Source organism: Pseudomonas sp. GW821-FHT01D09 (assembly GCF_059422465.1).
Window position 1 is genome coordinate 12,217 of record NZ_JBWKWY010000025.1, and the last position, 17,738, is coordinate 29,954.

Annotated in this window: 17 protein-coding genes; 11 read left to right on the top strand and 6 right to left on the bottom strand. The window is 62.5% G+C overall.

Annotated features, from left to right (window positions below; translation table 11 throughout):
* Positions 1–8: 8 nt before the first annotated feature.
* From AC07W7_RS19685 to AC07W7_RS19730, 10 genes are all read left to right on the top strand, one after another.
* A complete protein-coding gene (locus AC07W7_RS19685; protein ID WP_495039948.1) occupies positions 9–1,034 on the top strand; it encodes an ABC transporter substrate-binding protein in 1,026 nt (341 codons plus the stop codon).
* 1 nt (position 1,035) lies between these two features.
* Complete coding sequence (locus tag AC07W7_RS19690; RefSeq protein WP_495039949.1) at positions 1,036–1,887, top strand: ABC transporter ATP-binding protein; 852 nt, start codon at positions 1,036–1,038, stop codon at positions 1,885–1,887.
* Between the two features lie 12 nt (positions 1,888–1,899).
* Entirely contained in the window at positions 1,900–2,748 is an 849-nt protein-coding gene (locus AC07W7_RS19695) for an ABC transporter permease (RefSeq protein WP_495039950.1), read from the top strand.
* 54 nt (positions 2,749–2,802) lie between these two features.
* Positions 2,803–3,723 carry a LysR family transcriptional regulator gene (locus AC07W7_RS19700; protein WP_076961974.1) on the top strand — a complete coding sequence of 307 codons (921 nt, stop codon included), beginning with the start codon at positions 2,803–2,805 and terminating at the stop codon, positions 3,721–3,723.
* Positions 3,724–3,955: 232 nt separating this feature from the next.
* On the top strand, positions 3,956–5,491 hold the full coding sequence (locus tag AC07W7_RS19705) for an MFS transporter (protein ID WP_495039951.1): 1,536 nt from the start codon (positions 3,956–3,958) through the stop codon (positions 5,489–5,491).
* A gap of 25 nt (positions 5,492–5,516) precedes the next feature.
* Positions 5,517–6,575, top strand: coding sequence for an HlyD family secretion protein (locus tag AC07W7_RS19710; protein WP_495039952.1), 1,059 nt, complete (start codon positions 5,517–5,519; stop codon positions 6,573–6,575).
* Entirely contained in the window at positions 6,572–8,017 is a 1,446-nt protein-coding gene (locus AC07W7_RS19715) for an efflux transporter outer membrane subunit (RefSeq protein WP_076961977.1), read from the top strand. Before AC07W7_RS19710 ends, AC07W7_RS19715 begins: the two co-directional genes overlap by 4 nt.
* A gap of 73 nt (positions 8,018–8,090) precedes the next feature.
* A complete protein-coding gene (locus AC07W7_RS19720) occupies positions 8,091–8,600 on the top strand; it encodes a sigma-70 family RNA polymerase sigma factor (RefSeq protein ID WP_076961978.1) in 510 nt (169 codons plus the stop codon).
* Positions 8,597–9,553, top strand: coding sequence for a FecR domain-containing protein (locus tag AC07W7_RS19725; RefSeq protein WP_495039953.1), 957 nt, complete (start codon positions 8,597–8,599; stop codon positions 9,551–9,553). The genes AC07W7_RS19720 and AC07W7_RS19725 overlap by 4 nt, the downstream gene beginning before the upstream one ends.
* Positions 9,554–9,780: 227 nt before the next feature.
* The gene (locus AC07W7_RS19730) at positions 9,781–12,234 is read left to right on the top strand and encodes a TonB-dependent siderophore receptor (RefSeq protein ID WP_495039954.1); all 2,454 of its coding nucleotides are present in this window, start codon (positions 9,781–9,783) and stop codon (positions 12,232–12,234) included.
* Between the two features lie 50 nt (positions 12,235–12,284).
* Here AC07W7_RS19730 and AC07W7_RS19735 read toward each other — a convergent pair whose 3' ends face one another.
* The 6 genes from AC07W7_RS19735 to AC07W7_RS19760 form a co-directional block, all read right to left on the bottom strand.
* Positions 12,285–12,956, bottom strand: a complete 672-nt coding sequence (locus AC07W7_RS19735) for a protein phosphatase 2C domain-containing protein (protein WP_076961981.1) — start codon at positions 12,954–12,956, stop codon at positions 12,285–12,287.
* Positions 12,953–13,186 carry a hypothetical protein gene (locus AC07W7_RS19740; protein ID WP_232243928.1) on the bottom strand — a complete coding sequence of 78 codons (234 nt, stop codon included), beginning with the start codon at positions 13,184–13,186 and terminating at the stop codon, positions 12,953–12,955. The genes AC07W7_RS19735 and AC07W7_RS19740 overlap by 4 nt, the downstream gene beginning before the upstream one ends.
* On the bottom strand, positions 13,170–13,397 hold the full coding sequence (locus AC07W7_RS19745) for a hypothetical protein (protein ID WP_262383309.1): 228 nt from the start codon (positions 13,395–13,397) through the stop codon (positions 13,170–13,172). The genes AC07W7_RS19740 and AC07W7_RS19745 overlap by 17 nt, the downstream gene beginning before the upstream one ends.
* Positions 13,394–14,119: a hypothetical protein gene (locus AC07W7_RS19750; protein WP_495039955.1), complete on the bottom strand. Its 726-nt coding sequence runs from the start codon at positions 14,117–14,119 to the stop codon at positions 13,394–13,396. The genes AC07W7_RS19745 and AC07W7_RS19750 overlap by 4 nt, the downstream gene beginning before the upstream one ends.
* Before the next feature lie 70 nt (positions 14,120–14,189).
* Positions 14,190–14,903 (bottom strand): DUF3142 domain-containing protein, encoded by a 714-nt coding sequence (locus AC07W7_RS19755; RefSeq protein WP_076961984.1) that lies wholly within the window; start codon positions 14,901–14,903, stop codon positions 14,190–14,192.
* The gene (locus AC07W7_RS19760) at positions 14,900–17,056 is read right to left on the bottom strand and encodes a PA5441 family protein (protein ID WP_495039956.1); all 2,157 of its coding nucleotides are present in this window, start codon (positions 17,054–17,056) and stop codon (positions 14,900–14,902) included. Before AC07W7_RS19760 ends, AC07W7_RS19755 begins: the two co-directional genes overlap by 4 nt.
* Before the next feature lie 149 nt (positions 17,057–17,205).
* Here AC07W7_RS19760 and AC07W7_RS19765 point away from each other — a divergent pair, with 149 nt between their 5' ends.
* Positions 17,206–17,448 carry a DUF2789 domain-containing protein gene (locus AC07W7_RS19765; RefSeq protein ID WP_495039979.1) on the top strand — a complete coding sequence of 81 codons (243 nt, stop codon included), beginning with the start codon at positions 17,206–17,208 and terminating at the stop codon, positions 17,446–17,448.
* Positions 17,449–17,738: the final 290 nt, after the last annotated feature.

Consider the following 17,738-nt stretch of genomic DNA (forward strand, 5'->3'; position numbering starts at 1 on the left):
GCATGACCATGTCCAGCAAAACCCCCTTTGCACGATTGGCCGCGACCGTGGGCCTTGGCGTCAGCCTGTTGGCCGGCAGTCTGGTTGCTCCGACTGTCGCCCAGGCCGAAGGCGAGATCCGCATTGCCGAGCAGTTCGGCATCGTTTACCTGCTGCTCAACGTGGTGCGCGACCAGAACCTGATCGAGAAATACGGCAAGCAGCAAGGTATCGATATCAAGGTCGACTGGACCCAGTTGTCCGGCGGCGCGGCGGTCAATGACGCGCTGCTTTCCGGCTCCATCGACATTGCCGGCGCCGGTGTCGGCCCGCTGCTGACTATCTGGGACCGTACCCACGGCAAGCAGAACGTCAAGGCCGTGGCTTCCCTGGGCAACTTCCCGTACTACCTGGTCAGCAACAACCCCAAGGTCAAGACCATCGCCGACTTCACCGAAAAAGACCGCATCGCCGTGCCGGCCGTGGGGGTTTCCGTGCAGTCGCGGTTTTTGCAATACGCGGCGGCCAAGCAATGGGGCGACAAGGAATTCAATCGCCTGGATAAATACACCATCGCCATTCCGCACCCGGACGCCACGGCCGCCTTGATTGCCGGCGGCACCGAGCTGACTGGGCACTTCTCCAACCCGCCGTTCCAGGATCAGGCCCTGGCCAACCCGAACGTACATGTGGTGCTCAACACCTATGACCTGCTGGGGCCGAACTCGCCGACCGTGTTGTTCGCCACCGAGAAGTTTCGCAACGACAACCCGAAAACCTACAAGGCCTTCATCGATGCCCTGACCGAGGCCGCGCAGTTTGCGCAGAACGACAAGGGCGCCGCTGCCGACACCTACATCCGCGTGACCAAGGCCAAGATCGACCGTGCCGCGCTGCTGAAAATCATCGACAACCCGCAATTTGAATTCAGCGTCACCCCGAAAAACACCTACCCGCTGGCCGAGTTCCTCTACCGCGTGGGCGCGATCAAGCACAAACCCGAGTCGTGGCAGGATTACTTCTTCCAGGATGCCCAGCCGCTGCAAGGGAGCTGAAATGAACGCGCTCTTGCAAGGCCACACGGCCAGCAGTCTGAGTACCGCCCAAGCCTTGCTCGCGGTGGATCACGTCAGCCTGGAATACCGCACCCCCGAACGGGTGGTGCGGGCCACTCACCAGGTCAGCTTCGAGATCGATCCGGCTGACCGCTTTGTACTGCTAGGGCCTTCGGGCTGCGGCAAATCCACGCTGCTCAAGGCGGTGGCCGGCTTTATCAAACCCTGCGAAGGCGAGATCCGCCTGTTGGGGCAAAAGGTCGAGCAACCGGGCCCGGATCGCATCGTGGTGTTCCAGGAGTTCGACCAACTGCCGCCCTGGAAAACCGTGAAGCAGAACGTGATGTTCCCGTTGCTGGCGTCCAGGACCCTCAAGCGCCGCGAAGCTGAGGAGCGGGCGTTGTACTACCTCGACAAGGTCGGCTTGAGCGCCTTTGCCGACGCCTATCCGCACACCCTGTCCGGTGGCATGAAGGCGCGGGTGGCGATTGCCCGGGCGCTGGCCATGCAGCCGAAAATCCTGCTGATGGACGAGCCCTTCGCCGCCCTCGATGCCCTGACCCGGCGCAAGATGCAGGAGGAGTTGCTGCTGCTGTGGGAAGAGGTGCGCTTCACCCTGCTGTTTGTCACCCACTCCATCGAAGAAGCCCTGGTGGTGGGCAATCGCATCCTGTTGCTGTCGCCCCATCCAGGGCGGGTGCGCGCCGAAATCCACAGCCATCAATACGACCTGCACAGCCTCGGTGGTGTGGCGTTCCAGGCGTCGGCGCGGCGTATTCATCGCCTGTTGTTCGATGAGTCGCCCGAGGCAGAAACCGAACTGGATTTCGCCGATATCCGCATCGCTTACTGAAGGACTGTGCCCATGCGCCAGGAATATGAAATCACCCTGCAACCACTGCCCGGCGTGGCCGTGGAGCGCGCCTTACCCCTGCGCCAACGCCTGTGGCAACAAGGCTGGCTGCGCAAGGGCCTGATCCTGATCGTGCTGGCGATCCTCTGGGAAGCGACGGCGCGCTATCAGAACAACGACCTGCTGCTGCCCAGCTTCTTACAGACCTTCCACGCCTTCTACGATGGCATTGCCAGTGGCGAGTTGCTGGGCAAAGTCAGCATCTCGCTGGTGGTGCTGCTCAAGGGCTACCTGATCGGCATTGTCCTGGCCTTTGCCCTGACTACCCTGGCGGTCTCGACCCAGATGGGCCGTGACCTGCTGAGCACCCTGACCTCGATGTTCAACCCGCTGCCGGCGATTGCTCTGCTGCCCCTGGCCTTGCTGTGGTTTGGCCTGGGGCAGAACAGCCTGATTTTTGTGCTGGTGCACTCGGTGCTCTGGGCCTTGGCGCTCAACACGTACTCGGGGTTTATGGGGGTGTCGGAAACCCTGCGCATGGCCGGGCGCAACTACGGCCTCAAGGGCATGCGCTTTGTGCTGTTTATCCTGATCCCGGCGGCGCTGCCGTCGATTCTCGCCGGCCTGAAGATCGGCTGGGCCTTTGCCTGGCGCACGCTGATCGCCGCCGAACTGGTATTCGGCGCCACCAGCGGCAAGGGTGGCCTGGGCTGGTACATCTTCCAGAACCGCAACGAGCTGTACACCGACAAGGTATTCGCCGGGCTGGCAGTGGTGATCCTGATCGGCCTACTCGTGGAAAACCTGGTGTTCGATACCCTCGAGCGCGCCACTGTGAAGCGCTGGGGCATGCAGCGCTAAAAAGCCTGCTACGATTGCGTGCGCTGTACTCCAAACCCATCACGAGTGCTTGGCATGCAATTACCGGATATGAACCTGCTGGTGGCCCTCGACGCCTTGCTCGACGAGGGCAGTGTGGTGGGCGCCGCGCGGCGGATGAACCTCAGCCCGGCGGCGATGAGCCGTACCCTGACGCGCATTCGCGAAGCGGTGGGCGATCCGATCCTGGTGCGCGCCGGTCGCGGCCTGGTGCCGACGCCCAAGGCCCTGGAGTTGCAGGGCCAGGTGCGCAATGTGGTGGAGCAGGCGGCGTTGTTGTTCCGCTCAGCGGACGAGGTTGACCTGAGCACCTTGCGCCGGCGGTTCAGCGTGCGCGCCAATGACTTTTTTGTCGGCGTGTATGGCGGTCGTTTGTTCGATGCCATGGAACGGGTGGCACCCCATTGCGAGCTGCGTTTTGTCCCGGAAGGCGACAGCGATGACGAAGCCTTGCGCGAAGGGCGCCTGGACCTGCGCGTCGGCAATACCATGCCGATCACCCCGGAAGTGAAAGTGCAGAACCTGTTCTCCACCACCTTCGTCGGCCTGGCCCGCGAAGGCCACCCGCTGTTCGACGAAGAAATCACCGCCGCGCGCTTTGCCAGCTATTCCCATATCAGCATCTCGCGGCGCGGTATCGCCCGTGGGCCGATCGACACCGCCCTCAATGCCCAGGGTTTGGAGCGCCGGGTGGCGATGATCGCGCCGGGGTTTCACGGCGCGATGTTCATGTTGCCCGACTCCGACCTGCTCCTGCCGGTGCCCAAGGAAGCGCTGTACAGCGCCAATCGCCTGAAACTGCCACTGCGCGCCTTTACCCTGCCCATCTCCCTGCCGACCCTGGTCTTGACCCAGGCCTGGCACCCGCGCTTCGACAAAGACCCGGCGCACCGATGGCTGCGCGAAACCATGCGCGAAAGCTGCGCGGCCACCTGGCGCGAAGCCCAGCCCACCTGACGACTCCCATCCAACTGTGTGGAGCTAGCCTAGCTTGTGTGGGAGCTGGCTTGCCTGCGATAGCGGTGTATCAGTGACAGATGCCTTAGCTGACACACCGCTATCGCAGGCAAGTCAGCTCCCACATTCAATCATTGCGTCTGGTGCAGTTATAACCTTCCGATAAGTCAGTTTTCGTCATGTCTAAGCCTTATTAAACTGCTCGGGTATTCTATTGCCGAGTTGTACTTTCATGACCTCCCTCGCTGCCCCCGCGCCTTTGGCCGCCGCCAAACCCGCCGCCGTCAGCCCCCCTGTGTTCGGCCCACGGATCATTATCGGCCTGGTCGGCGTGCTGCTGGCGGTGCTGGTCTCGGGCCTGAACGAAATGGTGACCAAGGTTGCCCTCGCCGATATTCGCGGTGCGCTGTACATCGGGTTTGACGAAGGCACCTGGCTGGTCGCCGCCTACACCGCCACCTCCGTCTCGGCCATGGCCTTTGCGCCGTGGTGTTCGGTGACGTTTTCGCTGCGCCGCTTCACCCTGTGGGCCATCGGCCTGTTCACCTTGCTGGGGGTGCTGTGCCCGCTGGCACCGAACTACGAAAGCCTGCTGCTGCTACGCACCCTGCAAGGCCTGGCCGGTGGCGCTCTACCGCCGATGCTGATGACCGTGGCCCTGCGTTTTTTGCCGGCCCACGTCAAGCTCTACGGCCTGGCCGGCTACGCCCTGACCGCCACCTTCGGCCCCAGCCTCGGTACGCCGCTGGCGGCACTCTGGACCGAATACGTCGGCTGGCAGTGGGCGTTCTGGCAGATCGTCGCACCGTGCCTGCTGGCCATGGCCGCCGTGGCCTACGGCTTGCCCCAGGACCCGCTGCGCCTGGAGCGCCTCAAGCAGTTCAACTGGCGCGGCCTGCTGCTGAGCTTCCCGGCGATCTGCATGCTGGTGATCGGCATCTTGCAGGGCAACCGCCTGGACTGGTTCGAGTCGCCGCTGATCAGCACGCTGCTGGTGGGCGGGGTGCTGTTGCTGGTGCTGTTCATGCTCAATGAATGGTCGCACCCGCTGCCGTTCTTCAAGTTGCAGATGCTCGGCCTGCGCAACCTGGCCTTCGCCTTGCTCGTACTGGCCGGGGTGTTGGTGGTATTGCAGGCGGTGATCATCCTGCCCTCCAGCTACCTGGCGCAGGTGCAGGGCTACCGGCCGCTGCAAACCGCACCGGTGATGCTGATCATGGCGCTGCCGCAGTTGCTCGCGCTGCCCCTGGTGGCTGCCCTGTGCAACTTGCGCTGGGTGGATTGCCGCTGGGTGCTGGGGATTGGCCTGGGCATGCTGACCCTGTCCTGCCTTGGCGGTGCGCAACTGACCTCGGCGTGGATCCGGGATGAGTTCTACGTGCTGCAACTGCTGCAAATCTTCGGCCAGCCGATGGCGGTGTTGCCGCTGTTGATGCTGTCCACCGGCAGCATCGTGCCCACCGACGGGCCGTTTGCCTCGGCCTGGTTCAACACGGTCAAGGGCCTGGCGGCGGTGGTCGCCACCGGGGTGATCGAGGTGCTGACCACCCACCGCCTGCATTTTCACTCGAGCATGCTGGTGGACGCCCTGGGCAACTCGCCCCTGGCCGACAGCACGGCCCCGGGCCTGGCCCATCGTCTGCACCAGCAGGCCGTGGTGCTGACGTCTTCGGATCTCTATTACGTCATGGCCGCTGTCGCGGTGGCGTTGATCCTCCTGATTTTCTGGATGCCGACGCGGATTTTCCCGCCGCGTGCACCCGCTTGATTGCTGACACCGATAAAGGATTTTTATGAAACGCAAAGACCAGATTGCCGTGACTGTTATCAGCGTATTCGCCGTGGGCGTGCTGGTTTACCTGTTGGCGCCGGGCATGTTTGGCAGCAAGCGCCAGACCACCAACGATGCCTTCGTTGCTGCCGACTACACCCTGGTGGCGCCTCGGGTCGCCGGTTTTATCAAAGAGGTGTTGGTGGAGGACAACCAGCAGGTCAAGGCCGGACAGTTGCTGGCGCTGATCGATGACCGCGACTTGCGCGCCGCCGCCCAAGCCGCCGATGCCGAAACCCTGATGGCCCAGGCCCAGCTGAAAAATGCGGTGGCCACCCTTGAGCGGCAAAGCTCGGTGATCGCCCAGGCCCAGGCCACGGTGGCCGCCGACCGCGCCGAAGTGGCCTTTGCCGAACACGAATTGAACCGCTACAACCACCTCGCCGGGGTCGGCGCCGGCACTGTGCAGAACGCCCAGCAAGCCAGGACCCGCATCGACCAGGCCACCGCGCGCCTGGCCAATGCCACGGCGGTATTGGCGGCTGAACGCAAGCAGGTGGAAATCCTCAGCGCCCAGCGCGATGCCGCCGAAGGTGGCTTGAAACGCGCCCAGGCGGCGCTGGAAATGGCCAGCTATCAACTGTCGTACACGCGCATTGTCGCGCCGGTGGATGGCATGGTCGGCGAGCGGGCGGTGCGGGTCGGTGCCTTTGTCACCCCGGGCAGCAAGATCCTCGCCGTGGTGCCGCTGGCCGACGCCTATGTGGTGGCCAATTTCCAGGAAAACCAACTGTCCCATATGCATGCCGGGCAAGCGGTTGAAGTGCGGGTCGACAGCCTCGACGGTGAAGTCCTCAACGGCCACCTGGAAAGCCTGGCGCCGGCCACGGGGGTGACCTTTGCTTCGGTCAAGCCGGACAACGCCACCGGCAACTTCACCAAGGTGGTGCAGCGCATTCCGGTGAAAATCATCCTGGAGCCGGGCCAGGCGCAGGTGCATCGCCTGCGGGTCGGGATGTCGGTGGAGGCCAGCGTCAAAACCCAGCCCAGTGCGCAGCAGCGTGAGGTGGCGCAGCAATGAGAAAAGTTGCACTGCTTACCCTCAGCCTGCTCAGCCTGGGTGCCTGCACCGTCGGCCCGGATTTCAAACGGCCCGACGCCCAGCCGGTGGCGCACTGGGCCGAGCCCCAGGGCCGCCAGGCCGCCAGCCGCGCGGTCAGCGACCCATTGCAAGAACAGTGGTGGGACGTGTTCCACGACCCGCAACTGTCGGCGCTGGTGCGCCGGGCACTGAGCGACAACCTCGACTTGAAACTGGCCAGCAGCCGCCTGCAACAGAGCCGCGCGGTGCGCCAGGTGACGACCGCCGAGCGCTATCCACAGCTCAGTGCCGACGGCAACTACGGGCGCAAACGTAATAGCGCCAACGGCCTGAGCGATCCCTCCGGCAATAACGGCCGTTCGGCCTTCAACCTGTGGGACGCCGGTTTCGCCGCCTCTTGGGAGCTGGACTTCTGGGGCCGGGTACGGCGTGAAACCGAAGCCGCCGACGCCACCCTGCAAGTGGCCGAGAACGACCGCCGCAGTGTGCTGCTGTCGGTGTTGGCCGAGACCGCCCAGGACTACATCCAGCTACGCGGCGTGCAAAGCACCCGTGCGGTCACCGAGCAAAACCTCGACGTGGCACGGCGTAGCCTGAAGCTCTCGCAACTGCGTTTGGCCGATGGCGTGGCCACCCACCTGGATGTCGCCGAAGCCGCCGCGCAAGTGGCCACCATCGAAGCGCGCCTGCCGGATTTGCAGCAGCGCCAGGACCAATTGATCAACGCCCTGAGCCTGTTGATGGGCCAGGCCCCGCAAGCCTTGCATGCGCAACTGTCGCCGGACGCCGCGCTGCCCCAGACCCAGCGCCAGGTTGCGATTGGCCTGCCGTCGCAACTGGCACAGCGCCGCCCGGATATCCGCCAGGCCGAGGCACGCCTGCATGCGGCGACCGCGAGCATCGGCGTGGCCAAGGGCGACTTCTACCCACGGATCACTCTGTCGGGCAGCCTCGGCTCCCAGGCCATGCAACTGTCGGATCTGGGCTCCTGGGGCTCACGCACCTTTGCTTTCGGCCCGTCGCTGAGCCTGCCGCTGTTCAACGGCGGTCGCTTGCAGGGCATGCTTGACCTGCGCGAAGCCCAGCAGCAGGAAGCGGCCCTGGCTTACCAGCAGACCGTGCTGCGTGCCTGGCATGAAATCGATGACCAGTTGACCCGCTACAACGCCAGCCAACTGCGCCGTGACAGCCTGACCGAAGCGGTGCGCCAGAACCAGATTGCCCTGGACACTGCCCAGCACCAGTACGTCGAAGGGGTGGTGGATTTCGTCAACGTGCTCACGGTACAGAGCGCCTTGCTGGCGACCCAGGAGCAATGGGTGGAAAGCTCCACCGGCGTTTCCCTGGCCATGGTCGGCCTGTATAAGGCGCTGGGCGGAGGCTGGGAGTCGGTGTATCCGTTGCAGACCGCCGGGCGGTAACAGATAAAGTTTTTTGCCAGTCGCGATACAAGCTGTAATGATAATTGCTCTCAATAGTGTATCCGGGCAATTCATGGACACCGCGACTGACGGCCAGCAACAGCTTCATCTCCTGTACCGCGACCATCATGGCTGGCTGCAAGGCTGGCTGCGCAAGCGCCTGGGCGACCGCGAGCACGCCGCCGACGTGGCGCAGGACACCTTCCTGCGCCTGCTGGTGTCGGGGCGTTTTCCCGGGGCCCAGGAAAGCCGCAGCTATCTGACGCAGATCGCCCGCAACCTGGTGATCGACCAATGGCGCCGCCTGCGCATCGAGCGCGCCTACCTGGAGAGCATCGCCCATCTGCCGGAACCGGAGTCGCCGTGCCTGGAAACCCGCGCGCTGATTCTCGAAACCCTGATGCAGATCGACGCCATGCTCGACCGCATGCCCGAGAAGGTGCGGCGGGCGTTCCTGTTGTCGCAGTTCGAGGGCCTGACCTATGCGCAGATCGCCGAGCGCCTGGGGGTGACGATCAGTTCAGTGCAGAAGTACATGACCCGCGCGATTATCGCCTGCTACCAGGTGGCCTACGAAGAATGAGAGCCCGCCATGACGCGCCGATTGCCCAGGCCGTGGTCGAACAGGCCAGCGAATGGCTGATGCTGCAATGGGGTGGCGAATTCGACGGGGCCCAGCGCCAGGCTTTCGCCCATTGGCAGGCGGCAGACCCGGAGCATCGTCGCGCCTGGCAGCGTTTGCAGCAGTTGCAGCAGACCTTGGGCGGCGTACCCGCCGACAGCGCCCGTGCAGTGTTGCGCGACGCGCCGGACCCCCAGCGTCGGGCGGCGTTGAAACTGCTTGGGCTGTTGCTGGTGGCCGGTGGCAGCGGCTACCTGGTGCAGGGCAGCCAGCCGTGGCAGGCGGCGTTTGCCGAGCAGCGCACCGCCACCGGCGAAATTCGCCACCTGACCTTGAGCGACGGCACCCAGCTGGACCTCAACAGCGACAGTGCCATCGACCTGCGCTTCAGTACCACGCAGCGGCGTATCCGCCTGATCCGCGGCGAGATCCTGCTGACCAGCGGCCACGATCCGTCGCGCCCGCTGATCGTCGAAACCGCTGCGGGCGATATCCAGGCCCTGGGCACCCGCTTTGCCGTGCGCGAACTGCACGACGGCAGCCGCGTCGATCTGTATGAAGGGCGCGTGCAGGTGCGCCCGGCGCAGGGTGTGCCGGTGCTGATGAAAGCGGGCGAGAGCCTGTGGTTCAGCGCAACGCAGGCCTCGGCAGTGACCGCGCTGGATGCCAACGCCAGCAGTTGGACCCAGCACCGCCTGATTGCCGAGCGCCAGCCGCTGGGGCGGTTTGTGGCTGAACTGAGCCGCTATCGGCCAGGGTTGTTGCGCTGTGACGAGACCGTGTCCGGGCTGTTGCTGACCGGCGTGTTTCCGCTCAATGACACTGACGCGATCCTCGCCGCCCTTGAGCGTTCATTGCCGGTGCGGGTGCAGGCGGTGACCCGTTACTGGGTCACCATCAAACCCAGGGTTTGACTCGATCAACTGTAGGAGCTGGCTTGCCTGCGATAGCGGTGTATCAGTGACAGATGGGCCAACTGACCCACCGCTATCGCAGGCAAGCCAGCTCCCACATTGATGGTGTTTTAGTTTGGAAAATCTGTGGCCACCGTTTTTTTTGATTTTCTTTTGTCGGTTTTCCAATCCCGTCCGGGATACCTCTTGAAAGCCAATCAAGAAGCGTTCTCACGGGGAGTCCTGCAATGCCGCACCGCCCAATCCAACCCCTGGCCCGCGCCCTGCGCCGTGGCCTGTTTGCCTGTGTGCTGGCGACTGTGCCGCTCGTCCCGGCCCTGGTCCAGGCCCAGGAGAGCGCCGGCGCAGCCTTGCGCCAATACAACATCCCTGCCGGCAGCCTGGACCAGGCGTTGAACCGCTTCGCCAGCGCCTCGGGGATTTTGCTCTCGGTGGATGCGTCACTGACTGCCGGCAAACGCAGCCCTGGCTTGCAGGGCCGCTATGCCACCGGCCCGGGCTTGGAGCATTTGTTGGCCGGCAGCGGCCTGGTGGCGATGCAGGCCGGGAACGGCTGGTCGGTGCAGGCCCTTGCAGGGGACGGTTCGGTGCAGTTGGGTGCAACTCAGATCAGCGCCCAGCAGACCCCGGAAAACGCCTGGGGCCCGGTCGATGGCATCGTCGCCACCCGCAGCGCCACGGGCAGCAAGACCGATGCGGCACTGGTGGAAATCCCCCAGACCATCAACGTGATCACCGCCGCCGAAATCAAGGCGCGTGGCGCACAAAGCGTGACCCAGGCGCTGCTCTACACCCCTGGCATGAGTGCCGGGGGCTTCTCCGACCGGGTAAAGCTGTTCGACGAGCCGACCTCCCGTGGCTTCTCGCCCACCCCCTTGTACCTCGACGGCTTGCACCTGCCTTATGGCGGCGGCAGTACCGGCGGTGCGTTGCAGATCGAGCCCTATTCCCTGGAGCGCATCGAAGTGCTCAAGGGCCCGGCATCGGTGCTGTACGGCCACAACCAGCCGGGCGGCATCGTCAATATGGTCAGCAAGCGCCCCAGCGAGACCCCGGTGCGCCAGGTGGTGCTCGAAGCCGGCACCTACGAGCACAAAAGCGCGGCCATCGACCTCAGCGGCCCGCTGGACGATCAAGGCCAATTCTTCTATCGCCTCACCGGGCGCCTCAAGGACGAGCAGGGCGAGATCGACTACTTCGAGAACCGCCGCCAATTCATTGCGCCCAGCCTGACCTGGCGGCCCAACGACGACACCAGCCTGACCCTGTTTGCCCAGTACCAGAAAGACAAGGGCGTGCCCGAAGCCCAGGGCCTGCCGGCGTCCGGCACGGTCTGGCGCAACCCTAACGGCAAGATCGACCGTGATGTGTTTATCGGCGAGCCAGGCGTCAACCAGTACAACCGCGAACAATTTGCCTTCGGCTACGAGTTGTCCCATCGCCTGAACGACACCTGGACCCTCAAGCAAAACGCGCGCTATGCCGAAGTGGACGACCGCTATGTGGCGCCGTTGCACGGCTACCGTTTTGTCGCCAACCCGACCACTGGCGCCATGGATCAACGCTACCTGCAACGCTTCGGCGTGGACTGGAGGCAGAACAACAAAGTGATTGGCGTGGATAACATCGCCCAGGCCGAATTCACCACCGGCGAGTTCTCCCACACCCTGATCGTGGGCCTGGATTACTACCACTCCAACTCCAGGTTCCTCGGCCTCTATGACCGCAACCCGCCGATCATCGATCTGTTCAACCCGGTGTATGGCCAGCCGCTGAATTTCGGCCAACCCTATCGCTGGGACAACACCATCACCCAAACCGGCCTGTATGTGCAGGACCAGATCAAGTGGGACCAATGGGCGCTGGTGCTCGGCGGGCGCTATGACTGGGCCAATGTGGTCAACAAGGCGCCGCTGAGCGACGACCGCACCAGCAGCAAGGACCAGGCCTTCACCGGCCGTGCGGGCCTGGTGTACCTGTTCGATAACGGCCTGGCGCCGTTTATCAGCTACTCGGAATCCTTCCTGCCGCTGTCCGGCACCGATGCCAACCAAAAGCCCTTCGACCCGTCCACCGGCAACCAGTACGAAGTCGGCGTGAAGTACCAGCCACCGGGCCAGGAAAGTTTTGTGCAGGTCTCGGTCTATCAACTGGACCAGGAAAATATCCTGACGGCCATTCCGCTCACCAACTTCAGCAGTCAGAGCGGTGCCATGCGTTCGCGCGGCGTCGAGTTTGAAGCCAAGGCAGTGTTGAACGATGCCTGGGATGTGATCGCTTCGGCGGCGCGCAACGACATCAAGTACACCAAGGACAACGAAGGTCGCGAAGGCCGCCACCCGGCCGGTATCTCACCCCTGACGGCAGCGCTGTGGGTCAACTACAGCGTGATCGGCGACACCCCGTTGGCCGGCCTCGGCGTCGGCCTGGGTGCCCGCTACTCGCGCAGCAGTATGGGTGACTACGTTGCCGGCGCGTTCACGGTGCCGTCCTACACCGTCTACGATGCCAGCCTGAGCTACGACCTGGGCGCCTCGCCCCTCAAGCTCAAAGGCGTGAAGCTGGCGATGAACGTGCAGAACCTTGCCAATAAAACCTACGTGTCGCAGTGCACCAGCGACCTGGATTGCTACTACGGCGAAGGGCGTACGGTGGTGTCGAGCCTGACTTACGACTGGTAAGGCACTGTCATGGTAGGGGCCGGCAAGCTGGCGATAGCGACGTGTCGCCCCTAAGGCATTAGCAACATAAAGGTGCAATCGTCCTCACCTGGGCAGCCTTCAAGACTGGACTCTTCTATCGCCTTGAACTGGTCTTCGATGGAGAGTTCGGCCCAAAAACCGTCGGTGGCCAAAATCCATCTTGTGTCAGGTACAACGTCCAAGGATTGAACCTGTGGCTCATGTGGTCTGCGATGGCTCATGCAATTGAGCAGCGTTTTGCGGGCCGGGTTGTTGGCGATGGCGGTGTGGCTCAAGTTGCCCTTCCAATTGGGGCCGCAGTGGGGAGCGGTCAGCCATTTCAGGTTTTTTTCTTTATCGAGCAATCCCAGGCAGCAGTCCCCTGCATGTATTGAAAGAGCAGTATCGCCAAGCACCAGTAACGCGAGGTAACTGGCTGATGCAAAGGGGTAGTCAGGGCAGAATGTTGAACGTATTGCGCTGAGCGAGGACAGCGTCAATTCAAGAGCTGTGTCGAGGCAAGAAATGCTTGCTGGCCTTGCGTTGGAAAAAGACTTCAGCAGGCCGCCAGTCAGAGCGGTTGCCAGCTTTTCACTGCCGGGCCTGGAGGTGCCGTCTGCTATCACGTAGAGGTATATGCCGCTGTTGTCCGCAGAGCCTGTGACATCGCGGTTTTCTGTTCTTCCGGTTCCTTGTCGGGTGACGCTCGAATGTAGGATCAAGCGTGTATCCCATGGGCAATCAGCGTATTGATGCGCTCGTGAATCAGCGACTCGCGCTCGGCGTTTTGGGCAGTGCTCTGGATGACATCATGGAAGGCTGTGAGGCTCTGCAATGCGCCAAGTTGTTCGCTGACGAAATGTCGTAATGCAGCAGGCGCCTGTTTTGTTTCCTCAAGCAGTTCTTCCCGGCCATCCAGTAGGGCAACGATGTCTTCAATATCGTTGGACATCAGCACATCGCCATGACCCCGGCCCTGATAAGCCTGCAGCTTCGCCGCAAGAAACCAGGGTGCCGCGAATCGATTCTTGGGTGTATTGATCGGTGATCAGCAGGACGGTTGTGCATCCCCCGACAAAGGCCACCTGGTCCCTCAGTTCTTCGCCCAGGGCTTGGGCGACCTCTTCGAGCATCAGCAGCATCATTGCTTTGGTTGAGTTCAAAGGATCCACTCCCGCAGCATGGCGTCTGCGACCTTGGTTTCTCGCGGGCCTCCAATACGAATGGCGTCTACGAGAGCCAGAAAATGATAAAGCAGTTCGTCTTTTTTCACGGCTCCAGGAACGGTTTTGTACAAGGGGGCGATTGCCTGACCCTTGTTCTTTCCATAAGCGTCTGGCCACACAGGAATGAGGTCGCCGCCAGTCAGGACTTTGCCGGCCATAATCGGCGCGGCAAATGCTGTGGGGATACCTCGCACGATCGCGCCTGGTTTGGCAGGGAACACATAGCGCACCCCATATTTCACGAAATCCAGAAGCGCTTGGGCCCTGACAATCGGTAGACCGCTCAGGCGGTCGGTATGAATAAGGCCGATGTCACGGCAGCGATTCAGCGAATTGGATACCTCACTTTTACTGAATGCCAGTGAAGCCGCGAGTGCTCGGACGGAGTAACTCTCCATATTCGGTGGGGTCGCGTCCTCCTCAATATCTTCCCATCCCTCCCAGCGCTGGCCCTGTGAGAGGTCGACTTTCTCGATATTTCCCGTCATGCGCAGGTCAAGGAAGCGATCCAGATAATCCTGGGAATCAATCGGCACCCGATCCATGGCCTCGTCATGGTCAAGGGAGACAGTGAAATTGCGTTTTTTGACCCGCTCCCCTCTGGTTTGGAGGTTCAGGCTGATCAACTTGAAGAGGATTACGATATCTTGACTTTTCATTTGCAATCGGCCTGATCCGTCCACTGTCCATGGACTGTGGACAATGTATTGCACGGACGTTGCAATGGTGTCAAGGTCTTGGCGGATTCTGCAAAAACACCACATACCCCCCAAACCACTCACTCCCCTGCAAATACTCGGGCTCCTGCCATTCCCCGCCCTGGATCAGGCCGATCTTGAACGGCATTCCCAGCCGGTTCATCCGGGGCAGGTACGCCGCGTAATCGGGGATGCTGTGGCGGCCCTGATAGGTCTGCACCACCACTTCATCCACTACGCCCTTGAGCTGGGCGATGGCGGCCGGGTCGGCGTTGCTGCTCCAGTCCATCAGGCCGGTGATGCTCAGGCGCAAATCCTTTGGCAGGCGCTGGCGCAGGTCTTTGAGGAAGGCGGCGTATTCGTGCAGGTATTGGGTGCGGGCGTCGAAGTCGATCTGGATGCCCACCACCGGGTTGCCCGCTGCGCGCCAGCGTTGCACCTGCCCGAGCAGTTTCGTGTAGACCGGCTCTGGCCAGCGCAAGGTGTGGGCGCGGTAGACGACCCACACCTCGCCCTGGCGGATGCGCGGCACGCTCATGCCCTGGGCGATGAACTGCACGCCGCGTTCGGGCTGGCGGCGGGTGGAGTTGATCTGGCCCTGGAGGATATACAGGGTCTTGGCCTGCTTGAGCACCGGCTGTGGCGCGACGCCGCTCCACAGCCAGAAAGCGTCATAGTCGTGGGCGTCGACGGTGGCGAAGGCCGGGCTCGCCAACAGCAGCAAGCCTAGCCACAAGTGTTTCACCAGTAGTACTGCAGCGACGTGCCCCACTGGGTGTCGGCAAACCCGGTTTTCAACTGGCGGAACCAGCCTTTGCGCACCGCTTTGTCGACATCTTCGCCACCGCAGCTGTTATAGCCCGAAGGTGCATAGCAGTTGATTGCCCGGAACAGTGCGTAGGCCTTGTCGTCACGGGGCGCCTTGGGGTTGGCGATCACCTGTTGGTAACCGTCGAGCCGCGAGAAGGTTTCGCCTTTGAAGGCCGATGCGGTGCTGCCCAGGCTGCCGGCCGAGCGCGCTTCTTCCAGTGGCATGCCGTCCAGGCCGTTGCGCAGGATGAACTCACCCAGGCAGTTGAGGCCGTGTGGGTTTCTTGCGTCGTCCTGCAAGGTGCTGGCGGTTTGCGCGATGGTTGGGCAGGTGTAGCCGGAGGCCGCCTTGTCGCCGCTCCAGCGGAACAACGTCAGCGCCTGGCCACCGTCGTACACATAGCCCAGGCTGGTGCCGAGCTTGTCAGCCGCCGGGGAGGCCGGAAGTTGTTGCAAGTCCTCGGCAAAGGTTGCGAACTGGCCACGCAGCAGGTCTTTGTAGAGCAAGACAAATTGCGCAGTACTGCGCTCCAGCGGGTCGCTGGCCTGGCTGATCTGCTGGCGCAGCAACTCGGGGCCGGCCACGCTGCGCAGCAGGCTATAGCGCACTTGCGGGGTCTGGATCGGTGAGTCGGTGGCGAACACCTTGGCCACTTGACCACTGCGTTCGTAGTTCATTGCCAGCGCCAGTTCCAGTTGGTCGCGCTGCAGGGGCTGCTTGGCCAGTGGCAGCAGTTGCAGCCACAGTGCCTGGGCGGCATTCCAGTCCTGCTTGGCTTCCAGGGCCAGGCCGCGCAGGGTCTGCTGGCTGAAGGTGAAGTAATCCAGGCTCGAGGGTACGTCTTGCGGCAGGCGCTTTAAGGCCTGGTCGGGTTGGTGCTCGACATACAGGGCGAACGCCGCCTGTAGGTAGTCGTACAGCGCCGGTTCATTGGCAAACGCGGCCTTTTGCCCGTCGAGAATGGCGCGGGTCAGCTTGGGCGGGTTGTTGGCGCGCATCCACATCAGGTCGTTGATCACCAGCAGCAACGGGTTGCGGATGGTCTCGGCGTAGTGGGTCAGCAGTTTGTTGTCGGTTTCTTCCACCAGTTCATCGATGGAGCCGTTGCGCTCGGCATCGCTGGCCTCGGTCAGTTGCCAGGCGTAGTCGTCCGCCAGGCGGGTTGCATCGCCGGTCAACCAGTGCACCCGGCGCAGCAGGCCGCGCGCGGAAGCGGCATATTCACCCTGTGGATAAGTTTTCAGGTAGCTGAGGAAGCTGTGCTCGGCTTCTTCCAGGGCAGACTTATCCACAGCCTCGCGCTGGGGCATGCCGTATTCATCGAAGGCGTTTTCCTGGGCATGGTTGAGCGACGCACGGGCGATCATGTACACCGCCGTTTCCTTCAGCCACGGCAACGCGGTGACGGTAACGGCGGCAAACCCGCGCTCGGCATAGACAAAGCGCCCGCTGTAAAAGTCAGAGGCGGCGAGCAGGTAAGTGGTCAGTTCGCGGCCCTGGGTGGACGTGATCAACTGCGGCTCCAGCAACACTTCGCCCTGCCAGTCGCAGGTGCCGAGCAACTTCAGGCGTGCATTGGCCAGCAGCGCCCGCTCATTCGCCGGCACATCGGCCTTGATCACTTGGCGCACAAAGTCAGTGGCACTCTGCACATTGTTGCTGCGGCAGCGACTGCCTTCGCCCCACAAAAACTGGTCGCCTGCCGCCGCCGTGGCCTCGCGCTGGATGCCCAGCGAGGCCAGCAGCTGCGCAAGTTCCGCGCCTTGTTCCTCGCGTGTCGGCCCCTCGGGCGGGTGGGGCACCAGGCGATACACCGGGAACGGCACCGGGCCAAAGCCCTGGGCCAGGTCGTCTTCACCCAGCGCATTGGGGGTCAGGGGCGCATGCTTTTTTGCCGCGAGCAACAGGCGCAGGTTGGTCCGGCTGTCATTGCCGGGGCTCAGGAACGGCATGTTGCTGCAGGCGGTCAGCGAATCCCGGGACACGCGCCAGTCGGGGTAGCACGAGTCGTCGCCACTGGCCTGGGCTTGCAGGGAAACGCCGGCACACAGTGCCAGGGTCAGGGATGACAGAAGACCGATGCGCATGAATTGTCCTTATTCCGGGAGTCCGTGAATGCCGCTGGGCTAAAGATGGGGATGATAGCGTGAACATTGCAAAATGTTGCATGGGTGGCCGCCAATCTGTGGGCTTTATCGGTCTAGACTGTGGGCGATCACTTATTTTTGGAGTTGTCATGCAATCGCCTGTTCACAGCCTGCCGTCCTTGTTCAAGCAACTCGGGCTGCCCGATGACGCCACCAACATTGAGCGTTTTGTTGCGGTGCATTCACCGCTCAAGCCGGAGTTGAAACTTGAAGATGCGTTTTTCTGGACGGAGAGCCAGAAGGCGTTTTTGCGCGAAGAAATTCTGGAGGATGCGGATTGGGCGGAAGTGGTGGATGAGCTGAATGTGCTGCTGCGCAGCGGCCGTGCTTAAGTGAACTCATTGTTCAAGATAGCGGCAATCGAATGTGGGAGCTGTCGAGCCCCAGCGAGGCTGCGATAGCGGTGGATCAGCCAACATCAATGCAAGCAGTACCGCCGCCATCGCAGCCTCGCTAGGGCTCGACAGCTCCCACAGGGTGGGCGCTTTATTTGGGTGGTCCCACCGCCTATCTGTGAATTTGTATCAAAACTTGACGAGATTCCATTCCTCCACCATATTGATAGTTAGCAAACTAACTGTATGCGAATGATCCCGTGCCTCAAACCCTCGAAACCCTACAT

Bases quoted from the DNA above. Each gene is read 5' to 3' on its own strand.
- AC07W7_RS19705 (WP_495039951.1), top strand. From the start codon at position 3,956: ATGACCTCCCTCGCTGCCCCCGCGCCTTTGGCCGCCGCCAAACCCGCC.
- AC07W7_RS19715 (WP_076961977.1), top strand. From the start codon at position 6,572: ATGAGAAAAGTTGCACTGCTTACCCTCAGCCTGCTCAGCCTGGGTGCC.
- AC07W7_RS19765 (WP_495039979.1), top strand. From the start codon at position 17,206: ATGCAATCGCCTGTTCACAGCCTGCCGTCCTTGTTCAAGCAACTCGGG.
- AC07W7_RS19685 (WP_495039948.1), top strand. From the start codon at position 9: ATGTCCAGCAAAACCCCCTTTGCACGATTGGCCGCGACCGTGGGCCTT.
- AC07W7_RS19725 (WP_495039953.1), top strand. From the start codon at position 8,597: ATGAGAGCCCGCCATGACGCGCCGATTGCCCAGGCCGTGGTCGAACAG.
- AC07W7_RS19690 (WP_495039949.1), top strand. From the start codon at position 1,036: ATGAACGCGCTCTTGCAAGGCCACACGGCCAGCAGTCTGAGTACCGCC.
- AC07W7_RS19700 (WP_076961974.1), top strand. From the start codon at position 2,803: ATGCAATTACCGGATATGAACCTGCTGGTGGCCCTCGACGCCTTGCTC.
- AC07W7_RS19760 (WP_495039956.1), bottom strand. From the start codon at position 17,056: ATGCGCATCGGTCTTCTGTCATCCCTGACCCTGGCACTGTGTGCCGGC.
- AC07W7_RS19710 (WP_495039952.1), top strand. From the start codon at position 5,517: ATGAAACGCAAAGACCAGATTGCCGTGACTGTTATCAGCGTATTCGCC.
- AC07W7_RS19695 (WP_495039950.1), top strand. From the start codon at position 1,900: ATGCGCCAGGAATATGAAATCACCCTGCAACCACTGCCCGGCGTGGCC.
- AC07W7_RS19730 (WP_495039954.1), top strand. From the start codon at position 9,781: ATGCCGCACCGCCCAATCCAACCCCTGGCCCGCGCCCTGCGCCGTGGC.
- AC07W7_RS19740 (WP_232243928.1), bottom strand. From the start codon at position 13,186: ATGTCCAACGATATTGAAGACATCGTTGCCCTACTGGATGGCCGGGAA.
- AC07W7_RS19750 (WP_495039955.1), bottom strand. From the start codon at position 14,119: ATGAAAAGTCAAGATATCGTAATCCTCTTCAAGTTGATCAGCCTGAAC.
- AC07W7_RS19720 (WP_076961978.1), top strand. From the start codon at position 8,091: ATGGACACCGCGACTGACGGCCAGCAACAGCTTCATCTCCTGTACCGC.